The following is a 12,418-nucleotide window of genomic DNA, read 5'->3' on the forward strand; positions in this document are numbered from 1 at the left end:
TCGGCAGAGCGGGGGTCGGGTTGAGGAGTGCCATGACCAGTGCCAACGGGCCGGCGATGACCCGCGACGAGTTCGACGCGCTCTTCCGGCAGCTGCGCCGCGCGTACCTCCCCGGGCCGGTCGAAGCGGGGCGACGGGTGGCGGCCGCCGGCCTCGTGCGCACGGGTGAGGTCGTCGCCATGGGGCGGCCGTGGGACAGTGTGCCGGGGCCCGACAACCCCAGGCCGGCACTGCACCAGATGACCGAACTGGCGGACGTCACGGCCCCCGAGCCGACCGTGCACCGGGACTTCATCGGCTCCGACTACCACGGCAAGGCGCAGACGCACCTGGACGCGCTCTGCCACATCGCGTACGGCGGACTGCTCTTCGCGGGAGTGCGGGCGCGGGAGGTGTTCTCCTCGCAGGGTGCCGCCTACGGCGCGGTGACCGACCTGCTGCCCGGGCTGGTGGGGCGAGGAGTCCTGCTGGACGTGCCACGCCTGCGCGGCACGGACTGGCTGGAGCCGGGAGAGGCGATCGGCGGCTCGGAGCTGCTGGTCTGCGCCGAGGAACAGGGCAGCCCGCTGCACCCCCAGGACATCCTCCTGGTCCGCACGGGCCACCTCGCCCGACGGCGGCGGCTGGGCGCGTGGGACCCGGACGACCTCAGCGCGGGACTGCATCCCGGCGCGATGCGCACGCTGAGCGAGTCACGCGCCTCGGCACTGGGCAGCGACGGCGACAACGACGTGCGCCCGAGCCCCGTCGACGGCGTCCGCTCGCCGGTCCACGTGCTGGCCATCACCGCCCTGGGCCTCTCGCTGATCGACAACCTGGACCTGGAGCCGCTGGCCGAGGCGTGCGCGCGCACCTCACGATGGGAGTTCCTCCTCGTCGTCGCGCCCCTGAACATCCCTCGCGGCACCGGCTCCCCGGTCAACCCGCTCGCGGTCCTCTGAGCGCTCGCCGTCCTCTCGGCGGGACCGGGAGCCGGCCGTGCTCCGGGCGCGCCGTCACCACTCGTCGTAGTCGCCGATCACCCGGAAGCTGCCAACGGCGCCGTCGCCACCGAACAGGTTCCCGTGACCGGTACGGGTCACCACGCCGTTGGTGGCGCCGTAGGGACCCACGGTGGTGACCGGAGAGCCGTTGTCACAGGAGAAGCCCCGGTAGACCTCGACGACCTTCCGGCTGTCGTTGAAGACACTGAAGCTGGTGGAGCCCGGTCCGCTGGCAGCGGTGACGCATCCCTCAGCGTCGGCCGAGTACGTGCGTTCGTTGAAGTAGATCCTTCCCGCTTCCTCGTGACCGGGGCCGTGACCGCGTCCGCCGTCACGGCGGTCGCCGCCCTCGCGCTTCTCGCCGCCTTCGCCGCCACCCTTCTCAGCGCCGCCCTTCTCACCGCCGCCGTTCTCGCCGCCGCCCTTCTCACCGCCGCCGTTCTCACCGCCGCCCGAAACAGCGGTGGCCGGGGCGGCTTGCCGGGCGGGTTGGGCCGCCGGATGGACGGACGGGAGCGCCAGGGCGGCTCGTTCGGCGGACCGGGCCGCCTGCTGGACGGACGGGGAGACCGAGGAGGATCCGGCGGGGATGTGGGTGATACCGGTGGTTGCAAGAGCCGCCGCGCCTATTCCGGCAGCGGCCACAGCCAATGTGCGCATGTGCATGTCAGCGTCTTCCTGTCTCATGGACGTCGGCCGGGTGACCGACCCGCGACGAACGTAACGAGAGCCCTCATGGACCGTCATTTCGGACATGTCCAAGGTGTGACACCATGAGTCCAGGCAAGTGAAAATGCGGCAGGTGCCGCATACCGGTCAAACATCCGCGCCTCACCGGGCCCCCTCCGGGTGAGATCCGTACCGCGCGGGCGGCGGCATCGGCGCGGCTACGGTCGGTGGGTCAGTCACCACGCACCGCCCGGACGAACCTGCGCTCGCCGACCCCCAGGAGCACAGTGGGGACATGGAAGTCCGAGCACGCGCGGCCCACCACCAGCAGCGCGGACAACGGAGCTGGGCACTGCTGCTGATCCCCCTCGCCCTCATCGCGGCGATCACCGTGGTCGATCTCCACTCGCCCACCAGCATCCACCTCGGCCCGCTCCTGGTGATCGCCCCTGCCCTCACCCCCTCGTTCGCCGGCCTGCGCCCGACCGCCCTCGTGGGAGCCCTGGCCGTCGCCGCCCAGGTCCTCATCGCCTTCCTCCACGGCGGCATCACCACCACCAACCACATCGCGCAGATCGTCGCGCTGACCGTCCTGTGCGTCCTGATCGTCGTTTTCACCGGCGTCCGCGATCACCGGGCCCGACAGCTCGCCCGCGCCCAGTCGGTCGCCGAAGCCGCACAGCGCGCCCTGCTGCGCCCGCTGCCCGAACAGATCGGCCCGCTGCAGATCGCCACGATGTACCTCGCCGCCGAGAAGGAGACACAGATCGGCGGCGACCTCTACACCGCGACCCGCACCGCGGGCGGAACCCGCATGGTCATCGGGGACGTCCGGGGCAAGGGCCTGGCAGCCGTCGGCGAGTCGGCCCTGCTGGTCAGCGCCTTCCGCCTCATCGCCGCACAACACGACACCCTGGCGGACCTGGCGTCCACGCTCGACCACAACGTCGGGCGCTACCTCACCGACTTCGCCCAGGAGAGCGGCGACATCGTCGAGCACTTCATCACCGCGATCCTCCTCGACCTGCCCGACGACGAGCCCGTCGCCCGCATGACCAACTGCGGACACCCGCCGCCCCTCCTGCTGCGCGACGGCCGCGTGCTGACCTTCGACTCCATGCCGGCCGCTCCACCCCTCGGCGTGAACGACCTCGGCGACGGCAGCTACCCGAGCGACGACCTTCCGTTCGAAAAAGGCGACACGCTGCTGCTCTACACCGACGGGGTCACCGAAGCACGCGACGACAGCGGCGAGTTCTACCCGCTCGCCGATCGCGCCGCCCACTGGACCAAGTCCTCCCCCGAGACCCTCGTCAACCACATCCGCCGCGACCTCCTCGCCCACGTGGGCCACCGTCTCAACGACGACGCCGCCGTCATCGCCATCCGGCGCGCCGAACCCACCGCCGCCCACGCCTCCGAGCCCGCCGAGCCCGGTCGAAACCCGCCCCCTCCGTGAGAGTGATCCGACACCGAATCGACAGGGCAGTGCGGGCGGCCGTGCGCGGCCGGGATCCGGCGATCTCGTGCCCGGATACCGGCGCCGCCGGCAGCACGTCCGCTACCGCCAACAGCTGCGCAGGTCCTTCAACCCGTTCTGGACGTTGGAGCGAGTCGCCTCGGTGGTGCTCCCTGGCGAGTCGCGCTCCCACGCAGAAGTGGGGGCCGAAGCCGGAGCTGACGTGATCGTTCGGCGTCCGGGCGGCGTCGAGGCGGTCCGCGTCATGGAAGACGGACTGTGGCCTGTCCTTCGCCGCCCGCGCTCCCCGATCCGCCCTCGGGCTCCGGGCTCCGGGCGGCTCAGGCCGGCGGCGGGAGGATGTCGCAGAGCGCCTGGAGGGCCGCCGGATAGGCGTGGTCGGGCGGAGTGGTGTAGCCGACCACCAGACCGTCGGCGGCCGGCATCGCCGCCGCCGTGACCGCCGGGTGCCGGTAGTCGGCCAGCCCCTCGACGGCCAGGCCCCGGTAGGCGGCGGCCTTGAGGATCGAACGCTCGGTGCCGGGGGCGAGCCGCAGGACGGCGTGCAGGCCGGCCGCGATGCCGGACACCTCGACGTGCGGGGCGTTCGCGGCCAGCGCGGCCACCAGCTGGTCCCGGCGGTCCCGGTAGCGGCGCCGCATCCGGCGCACGTGCCGGTCGTAGCCGCCGGAGTCGATGAACTCGGCGAGGGTCAGCTGGTCCAGGGCGCTGGCCCAGGCCTCGCGTTCGCCCTTGGCCGCCAACACCCGGTCGACGAGGTGGTCCGGCAGGACCATCCAGCCGAGGCGCAGCGCCGGGCTCAGGCTCTTGCTGGTACTGCCGAGGTAGAGGACCCGGTCGGGGTCGAGCCCCTGGACGGCGCCGACCGGCTGGCGGTCGTAGCGGAACTCCCCGTCGTAGTCGTCCTCCAGGACGAGTCCGCCGCGTCCGCGCGCCCAGTCGATCACGGCGGCACGGCGCCCGGCGTGCAGCGGGCCGCCGGTCGGGAACTGGTGGGCGGGAGTGAGCAGGACCGTCCGGACGTCCGGATGCCGCGCCAACTCGTCGACGCGGGCGCCCTGTTCGTCGATCGGCAGCGGTACGGCGGGCACCCCGGCGGCGGCCAGCAGCCCGCGGTGGAAGCCCAGCCCGTACGCCTCGACGGCCAGCGGCCCCTGCTCGGCGGGCGGCAGGACGGGCGCAGCGCCGTCGAAGAGCAGCCGCAGCGCGTGGGCGAAGCCGGAGCAGACCACGATCCGGTCAGGGTCGGTGCGCACCCCGCGGGCGCGGGCGAGGTAGTCGGCGAGGACGGTGCGCAGTTCGCGCCGGCCCTGCGGGTCGCCGGGCCCGAAGGCCTCGTTGGGTGCGGCGGTGAGGGCCCGGCGGGCGGCGGCCAGCCAGGCGGTGCGGGGGAAGGCGGCGGCGTCGGGCCGGCCCTGGCGCAGGTCGTGCACGGGCCCGGAGCGGCGGATGGGGCGGCGGACCCGGTCGGACCGGACGGGTGCGGCGCGTTCGGCGACGGTGGTTCCGGAGCCCTGGCGGGCGGTCAGCCAGCCCTCGGCGACGAGCTCGGCGTAGGCCTCGGCGGTGGTGTTGCGGGCCAGGCCGAGGTCGGCGGCGAGCGCCCGGTAGGGCGGCAGCCGGGTGCCGGGGGCGAGTCGCCCGGTGCGGATCGCCTCGCGCAGGGCGGCCATCAGCGCGGAGCGGCGGCCGCCGGTGGCGGGCAGGTCGAGGTGGAGGTCGTTGCCGGTCGGGCGGGCCGGCTCGGTGGGGTGCGCGCCCGGCGCTTCCGTCATGGCCCCGCACCCTACCCGCCGCTTACCGGCCACCGTCCGGCGGGCGGTGACCGGTCGGGCCCGCACCGGATCCGTGGGCGGGCCGGTGCCGGTTCGACTACGGACGCGACTACGGGCTACGGGCTACGGGCTACGGGCTACGGGCTACGGAACGACGGTGACCGGCCAGCGGCCCGCCTTGACCAGCCGGACCGCGACCGATCCGATCACCTTGTGCCCGGCCTGTTCGGAGACTCCGACCACCACCGCGTCGGCGCGCAGCTCGTCGGCGAGCTTGGCGAGGCCCGTATAGGGGTCGCCTCGCATGGTGAGGAAGCGCCACTGCACCCGCCAGACCTCGCGCACCCGCTGCTCGGCCTCGCGCAGCGCGGCCAGCAGCTCGTCGGCGATCTCCTGGGTGGTCTCCTCAACGGCGGCGCCGGCCAGGGCGGTCGCGGCGCCGAGTATCGGCTGGACGTAGGCCACGGCCAGGAGGGCGCCCTGCCTGCGGGCCAGTCCGGCGGCGTAGGCGATGGCGCGCCAGGAGGAGTCGGAGCCGTCCAGGCCCGCCAGGATCACCTTCGGCCCGTCGGTCCCCAGCTCGAAGCCGCCCGGCGCGACGGCCGGCTCGTGGCCCACGTGTTCCTCGTTGCCCGCCTGCGCCTCGCCGTCCGGTCGGCTCGCGCCGTCGACGGCCCCTGCGTCCGCCGCATCGCTCTCGTTGCTCATGGGCTGAAGGCTATGCCTGCCACCCGGTGCGGGCCCCCGGGCGGGTCTGCGGAACGCCCGGTCCGGCACCGGGGCCGGGGTGGGCCGTCACGCGCTGTCGACGATGTGCGCGGCTTCACACGGCTTCCGGAGTGGCGGGGGTCCTGCGTGGCCACCGGCCACTGGGCCTTCGACTCCGGCAACGGCTTCCACGGCGGCCTGCGCCTGCAGCGCCCGGGTGGCGTCAGGCCGGCCGGGCCGGGACCGGCAGCGGGAGGGCGGGCAGTCCGTCGATGCTGGTGCGGACCAGCGGTTTGCCCTCGCAGTAGGCGCTGAACTGCTCCTCGCCCTTGCGGTCGAAGTACTGGGCGTGCAGGTCGCGGTCGCCGCGGTAGTCCATGAACGGCACGGCGTAGCCGCAGGAGTCGCTGACCCGCTCGGCGCGGACCACGACGATCGCGCGCAGGCCGGCGCCGTCCGCGCCGGGCTCGAAGCGGCCGAGCAGTTCGGCGAAGCGCGGGTCGTCGCGGAAGACGGGCTCGCCGCGGCCGTGCACCCGGACCACGGTGGGCGGGCCGTCGAAGGCGCACCACATCAGCGTGATCCGGCCGTTCTCCCGCAGGTGGGCGACGGTCTCGGCCTGCGAGCCGCCGAAGTCCAGATAGGCGAGGGTGAGTTCGTCGATGATGGCGAGGGTGCCGGAGCGGCCCTTGGGCGAGAGGTTGACGTGTCCGTCGCCCGCCAGCGGCGCGGTGGCGACGAAGTAGACGGGCTGTCGTTCGATGAACTGCCGCAGTCGGCCGTCGATGCTTTCGTACTGCTTTCCCATGTCCGCAAGTGTGCCCGCATCTCGCCACCCGAGAAAGGAAAATCCACGCAATGAGATGGTCGGCGCACTGACCGATCCGCCTAGGATGATCCGTGCAGCTGCCCACCCGCCGGTCCGACCAAGGGAGTTGAGTTGGTCCACGACACCCTCCCGACCACCGGTCAGGTGATGGCGGTGGTCGGTCTGCCCGCCGCACCGCTGCGCCGCTTCGTCCTCGACTACCGCGGCTACCGGATGAGTTTGGACCGCCCGCGCCGACGGCTGGAGGTGCCGACGGACGTGGTGACGGTGGCGCTCGCCTTCGAGGGCACGATGCGGCTCACCGACGCCGTGTCGCCCGCCCCTGCGGTCTCCTTCGGCTCGATCGCCGCCGGGCTGCGCCGCACCGCGACGATCGCCGAACACGCCGGTGCGCTGCACGGATTGGCGGTCTCGCTCACCCCGCAGGGCGCCTTCCGGGCGTTCGGTCCGGTGGCCGGGGAACTCGGCGGGCAGTGGGCCGAGGCCGGGGAGGTGCTGGGCCCCCGGCTGGACCGGCTGGCCGCCCGGCTGGCCGACGCCCCGACCTGGCGGGCCCGGTTCGCCCTGCTCGACGGCTACTTCACCGCGCTGCTCGCCGACGGACCGGTCTGGGAGCCGGACGTCGTCTGGGCCTGGCACCAACTGCGCCGCTCCCGGGGGCTGGTGCCGGTCCGCGCCCTGGTGGAGGGCACCGGCTGGAGCCGCCGCCGTCTGGAGCAGCGCTTCCGGGAACAGCTCGGGCTGGCGCCCAAGCAGGCCGCCGGCATCCTGCGGCTGCAACGCACGCTCCGGCTGCTGACCGCCCCGGACGGGCGCTCCGCCCGCGCCGCCGACCTGGCGGCGCTCTGCGGCTACTACGACCAGTCCCACCTCGACCGGACCTTCCGCGGCATGGTCGGCTGCTCGCCCCGGGAGTTCCTGGCCTCCCGCCGGGCCGCCGCCGCCACTGCCACCGCCGCCACCGGGCTCGAACCCGTCGACCGGATCGTCGGCCGGATCACCAGCGCCGTACTCGACGCCGACCGGAGCTGAGCCGAGCCGCGCCGCGCCGAACCCCCGCGCTGAGCCCTGCCGACCCGAAAAACAGCCGGACGGATTCGATCCCAACATCAACTGGCGCTTTCCGACACGTCCTTGCTGGATGCCGCCAACGGCATTCTCCCGTTCCGCATTCCGTTAGCCTCCCCCTTGGCGTGATCACCTGCCGATCTCTCTCTGGGGAATCCACATGGCAATCGGACGACGGCAACTCCTCACCTCCGTCGCACTCTCCGCCCTCGCCGCGCCCGTCCTGGCCCAGGGGACCGCGACCCGCGCCGCTGCGGCCGCCCCCGCACCCGCGGCCCCGACCGCGATCACCGGCTCCGGAGCGCTGGTCATGCAGGTCGTCGCGCACGAGGACGACGACATCCTGTTCATGAACCCGGACCTGTCCAACACCCTCGCCGCCGGCACGCCGTCCGTCACGGTGTTCGTCACCGCGGGCAACGCGACCGGCGACCCGTGCGCCACGGCCTGCTGGGACACCGGCGGCGAGCCGCTGCGCACCTGGAACCGGCAGATGGGCGCCGTCAACGCGTACTCCCGGATGACCGGGGCCGGCGACACCGAGCCGACGACCGACGAGGTCGGGCACTGGACGGCCGAGGCGTGGACGGTCGCGGGCAAGCAGGTCGAGCGGTACGTGCTCAAGGACCGGCCGGTGCACCTGATCTTCCTCAACCTGCACGACGCCAGGCTCGGCGGCGTCCTGGCCGGCGACACCGACACCACGGTCGTCCCGGTCGGCAGCCCGCTCTCCGGCCCCTCGACCTACACGGCCGCGGACGTCGTGGAGGTGCTGCGGCAGCTGATGGTGACGTACCGGCCGACTGTGCTCCGGGCACAAGACGAACTCCCGGACAGCCGCTACTCCGGCGACCATTCGGACCACGTCGCCGCCGCGAGATTCGCCGGCCAGGCGGCCCTGCTGTACGGCGGCCCGGTGATCCAGGTGAACTACCGGGACTACAACACCAGCGACTCACCGGTGAACCTCGACCCGGCGACGGTCGGCACCAAGGGCGTGTTCGTCTCCGAGTACGCGAGCCACGACCATTCGGGGAACTACTCCGATTCCTGGATCTCCCGGATGTACTACCGCTGGTCCCGGGGCACCTCCTGGGCGGGCCTGAACCAGGACGGCCGACCGCAGGTGTTCGTCGTCCGGGCCGGTGCCCTCCACACCTACTGGCGCCAGGCCGACGGCAGTTGGGGCGGCCCGGTACGGATGGCCGACCCGGGCGGGCGGCTGGCCCCGGGCATCGCCGTCGGCAGCAACGCCGACGGCCGGCTGGAGGTCTTCGCCCGCCGACTGACCGACCACCACATCGTCTCACTGCCGCAGGGCACGCCCAACGGCTGGTGGTGGAACGGATGGGCCGACCACGGCAACCCCAACGCCGGGACGGGCAACGAGGACCAGGTCGGCGTGCCCGTGGTCGCCAACTCCCAGGACGGGCGGCTGGAGCTGTTCGTCAGGAACGGCGGGGGCGGCCTCAGCAGCATCCGGCAGACCACTCCGGGCGGGGTGTGGACGGACACCTGGACGGACCTGGGCGGCACGGACCTCCAGGACCCCGTCACCGCGATCCGCAACGGCGTCGGGGCGATCGAGGTGTTCGCCGGCACCCGCACCGGCGTCCTCGGCTGGTGGCAGGACGCCCCGAACGGCGCCGTCAGCGGCCCGGGCCCGATCCCCGGTGCCCGGCCGGCGAGCCCGCCCAAGGCCGCACTGGACCAGGACGGCCGGATCGAACTCGCCTACCGAGAGGCCGGCACCGGCGCGATGCTGGTGAGTTACCAGATCCGGCCCGGCGGTTCGTGGAGCCGGTCCCCGGCGCCCCTCGGCGGACACGGGGGCGTGGGCGAGCCGGCGGCGACCACCCACGACGGACGGGTCGTCCTGTTCGAGCGCAACCGTGGCGGCGGGGTCAGCACCACCGCCCAGACCGCCCCGAACTCCGGCTACGGCCCCTGGCAGGACCTCGGCGGCACCGTCCTCGACCACCCGGCCGCGCTCGTCGACGGCGCCGGCGTCCTCCACGTGTTCGCCATCGGCACGGACGGCCGTGTCTCCTACCGCACCGGCACCCCCGCCACCGGCTACGGCGCCTGGCAGGGCCTGCCGCTGTGACCGCCTGCCCCCCCGGGAGCGGAAAGTCGGACCCGCCGACCTCCCACTCCGGCGCGGAAGCCCACGCGCGCGGGGACACGCGGAACACCGCACGCGCGGGGGCACACGGAAAACCGCGTGCCCCCGCGCGCCGACCGCGTTACCCTCGGCTCCATGAACGTCACCGGCCACCTCACCGCCGCCGCGCGAGCGACCAGCTCGCCGGTTGCCGCCGCCTGACGTACCCCTTCCCCCCCCGGCGACCGGAAACGGTCCCGCCGGTGGTGGCCTCGAGGCGTTCCGCTCCTCGGTTCCGACGATCGCGTGGACTCGTTGTCCGGTGCCTCCCGCAACGGCACACGCGAAGGAGCCACCCCATGAACACCGAGCAGCTCGTCCGCACCTTCACCGAGTACTTCGAGGACCGCGGCCACCGCCGGATCACCGGCTCGACCCTGCTCCCCCCGTCCGGCGACCCGGTGCTGTTCACCACCTCCGGCATGCACCCCCTCACGCCCTACCTGGAGGGACGCCCGCACCCGCTCGGCAGGCGCCTGGTCAACGTCCAGCGCTGCCTGCGCACCACCGACCTCGACGAGATCGGCGACCGCACCCACCTCACCGTCTTCGAGATGCTCGGCACCTGGTCCCTCGGAGACTACGAGGGCCCGCAGAGCCTCGACTGGGGCTACGGGCTGCTCACCGACGGCCTCGGCATCGATCCCGGTCGGCTCCACGTCACCGTCTTCGGCGGCGACGACCAGGTCGGCCCGGACACCGACTCACTGGAGCTGTGGCACGGTCGCGGCGTGCCGGTCGAGCTCACCGTCGAGGACAACTGGTGGTCCAACGGCCCGACCGGCCCCTGCGGCCCCGACTCGGAGATCTTCCTGTGGACCGGCGACACCCCGCCGCAGTCCACCCCCACCCGGGACGACCGCTGGGTCGAGGTGTGGAACCACGTGATGATGCGTCACCGGCGCCTGGACGACGGCACCCTCGTCCCGCTCCCCCAACGCAACATCGACACCGGACTCGGCCTGGAGCGCCTCTCCTCGCTGCTCCGGGGCCGCTCCTCCGTCTTCGAGTGCGACGTCTTCGACCCCTGGCGCCGCCTCGTACCGCCCCTCTGGCAGCTGGACGAGCCGTCCCTGCGCCTGGTCTGCGACCACCTGCGCTCGGCCGTCGTCGTCATCGGCGACGGCGTCCGCCCCTCCAACACCGGCCGCGGCCACGTCCTGCGCCGCCTGCTCCGCCGGGTGCTCACCGTGCTGCGCCGGGACGAGCCGCGGCGCGGACTCGGCGACCTGCCGGAGGAGTTGATCCGGCACACCCTGGACCACTTCCGTCAGGACGTCCGCCCCGAGCCGGTCCGCCGAGTGCTCCTCGAGGAGGAACACCGCTTCACCCGCCTCCTCGACCGCGGCCGCCGGATCCTCTCCCGCCCCCGCTTCCGCGGCCCCCTCACCGAGGACGACCTCCACTACCTCCACGACACCCACGGCCTCCCCCGCGACCTGGTCCTCGACCTCCGCCAGCAGTAGGGTCCGCCGGGCGTTGCGCATTTGTACAAGACGCGCGAGGGCCCCGTCCGCCATCATCGGGAGGCCCGGCCGGTACGGGGGGACCGGCCGGTCACCGGGGGCGGACGGGGCTGCGCTCGGGGGCCGTTCACGGGCCGCTCAGGGGCCGGTTCACAGGCCGCTCAGGAGCGGGCGAGCGGGTGTCACTGCTTCATGTAGACGCTGTCCATGAACTTGATGATCTGCTCGTCCGTCAGCCGGTGGCCTTCGCGGTGGCCCATCGCCAGGTCGGCCTCGCTGATCATGCCGACCAGCCGCTCGCCGTCGATCACCGGGATACGCCGGATCTGATGCTGTTCCATCTTCTTCAGCACGGTTTCCATGCTGTCCTCGGCGCGCACGCAGTGCAGGTGCCCGGCGAGGTCCATGGCGGTCATCTCGGCCGGGTTCTTGCCCTCGGCGACACAGCGCAGCACGATGTCGCGGTCGGTGATGATGCCGTGGAGCTTCTGGTCGTCGCCGCAGATCGGCAGCGCGCCGACGTGCATGTCGCGCATCATCCTCGCGGCTTCGTCCAGCGTCTGGTGGGCGCCGATGCACTGGGCGCCGGTGTGCATGATGTCTCGGGCAGTGGTCACGGGGACTCCTTCGTCGCTGTTACCCCCCCCGACGGTGCTCCCCCGCGGCGGTCCACAGCGCCGCTCGCGGGGTGACCGTGCCATCACGGTAGGCGACCCCGGGTCCGTCCGCGACCGCGAGCGCCGATACCGGTCGGGTGACGACGCGAGCCACCGAGGCGGTCGACGAGGCCGTCCGCGGGCGGGCGCTGCTGCGGCAGCGGCGGCCGGTGGCGGAGCTGGCCCGGGAGACGGGTCGGAGCGCCCGGCACCTCCAGGACCGGTTCCGCCGGGAGACCGGCCTCACCCCCAAGACGGCCGCCCGGGTGATCCGCTTCGACCGGGCCCGACACCTGCTCACGGCCGGTCCGCCGCCCCGGCCGGCGGAACCAGCGCCCCGCCGCGGCTACTTCGACCAGGCGCAGACGGCGCCGGGCGGGTGGCCGGCCCTGCCGGGCAGCTTCAGCGCGTACGTGGTGACCGCCGACCCGGACGGCGTTCACGCCCGGGCCGTCGCCGCCGGGGCCCGGGTCACCGCCGGGCTGCACGGGACCGACCACGGCTCGCGTGACTTCGCCGCCGCCGACCCGGAGGGCGACCACTGGTACTTCGGGACGTACCCGGGCGCCCCACGGCCCGTCCCGGGCTGCTGACACCCGGGCGGTGGTCGCGGGCGGCGA

Annotated in this window: 11 protein-coding genes; 6 read left to right on the forward strand and 5 right to left on the reverse strand. The window is 73.5% G+C overall.

Going from position 1 to position 12,418, the window contains the following annotated elements:
• Positions 1–32: 32 nt before the first annotated feature.
• Complete coding sequence (locus HS99_RS18570; RefSeq protein WP_030557559.1) at positions 33–941, forward strand: cyclase family protein; 909 nt, start codon at positions 33–35, stop codon at positions 939–941.
• 54 nt (positions 942–995) lie between these two features.
• Here the strand turns inward: HS99_RS18570 and HS99_RS18575 are convergent, their stop codons facing one another.
• Positions 996–1,649, reverse strand: coding sequence for a hypothetical protein (locus HS99_RS18575; RefSeq protein WP_141763757.1), 654 nt, complete (start codon positions 1,647–1,649; stop codon positions 996–998).
• A 298-nt stretch (positions 1,650–1,947) separates the two neighbouring features.
• Between HS99_RS18575 and HS99_RS18580 the strand changes: the two genes are divergently transcribed.
• Positions 1,948–3,111, forward strand: coding sequence for a PP2C family protein-serine/threonine phosphatase (locus HS99_RS18580; protein ID WP_046385691.1), 1,164 nt, complete (start codon positions 1,948–1,950; stop codon positions 3,109–3,111).
• A gap of 341 nt (positions 3,112–3,452) precedes the next feature.
• Here HS99_RS18580 and pdxR read toward each other — a convergent pair whose 3' ends face one another.
• The 3 genes from pdxR to HS99_RS18595 form a co-directional block, all read right to left on the reverse strand.
• On the reverse strand, positions 3,453–4,907 hold the full coding sequence (gene pdxR / locus HS99_RS18585) for a MocR-like pyridoxine biosynthesis transcription factor PdxR (protein WP_030557562.1): 1,455 nt from the start codon (positions 4,905–4,907) through the stop codon (positions 3,453–3,455).
• Positions 4,908–5,051: 144 nt separating this feature from the next.
• The gene (locus tag HS99_RS18590; protein WP_078867137.1) at positions 5,052–5,615 is read right to left on the reverse strand and encodes a universal stress protein; all 564 of its coding nucleotides are present in this window, start codon (positions 5,613–5,615) and stop codon (positions 5,052–5,054) included.
• A 223-nt stretch (positions 5,616–5,838) separates the two neighbouring features.
• Positions 5,839–6,423 carry a pyridoxamine 5'-phosphate oxidase family protein gene (locus tag HS99_RS18595; RefSeq protein ID WP_030280479.1) on the reverse strand — a complete coding sequence of 195 codons (585 nt, stop codon included), beginning with the start codon at positions 6,421–6,423 and terminating at the stop codon, positions 5,839–5,841.
• 132 nt (positions 6,424–6,555) lie between these two features.
• Here HS99_RS18595 and HS99_RS18600 point away from each other — a divergent pair, with 132 nt between their 5' ends.
• The 3 genes from HS99_RS18600 to HS99_RS18610 all read left to right on the forward strand — a co-directional run bounded on the left by HS99_RS18600 (position 6,556) and on the right by HS99_RS18610 (position 11,142).
• Complete coding sequence (locus tag HS99_RS18600) at positions 6,556–7,476, forward strand: AraC family transcriptional regulator (RefSeq protein ID WP_030557564.1); 921 nt, start codon at positions 6,556–6,558, stop codon at positions 7,474–7,476.
• 196 nt (positions 7,477–7,672) lie between these two features.
• Positions 7,673–9,619, forward strand: coding sequence for a PLL family lectin (locus tag HS99_RS18605; RefSeq protein ID WP_030557566.1), 1,947 nt, complete (start codon positions 7,673–7,675; stop codon positions 9,617–9,619).
• Positions 9,620–9,975: 356 nt separating this feature from the next.
• Complete coding sequence (locus HS99_RS18610; protein WP_030557568.1) at positions 9,976–11,142, forward strand: alanine--tRNA ligase-related protein; 1,167 nt, start codon at positions 9,976–9,978, stop codon at positions 11,140–11,142.
• A 182-nt stretch (positions 11,143–11,324) separates the two neighbouring features.
• Here HS99_RS18610 and HS99_RS18615 read toward each other — a convergent pair whose 3' ends face one another.
• Entirely contained in the window at positions 11,325–11,759 is a 435-nt protein-coding gene (locus HS99_RS18615; protein ID WP_030280487.1) for a CBS domain-containing protein, read from the reverse strand.
• Positions 11,760–11,896: 137 nt separating this feature from the next.
• Here HS99_RS18615 and HS99_RS46795 point away from each other — a divergent pair, with 137 nt between their 5' ends.
• The gene (locus HS99_RS46795) at positions 11,897–12,391 is read left to right on the forward strand and encodes a helix-turn-helix domain-containing protein (RefSeq protein ID WP_232543086.1); all 495 of its coding nucleotides are present in this window, start codon (positions 11,897–11,899) and stop codon (positions 12,389–12,391) included.
• Positions 12,392–12,418: the final 27 nt, after the last annotated feature.

It is taken from the genome of Kitasatospora aureofaciens, from assembly GCF_001188955.3.
Taxonomy (GTDB): domain Bacteria; phylum Actinomycetota; class Actinomycetes; order Streptomycetales; family Streptomycetaceae; genus Kitasatospora; species Kitasatospora aureofaciens.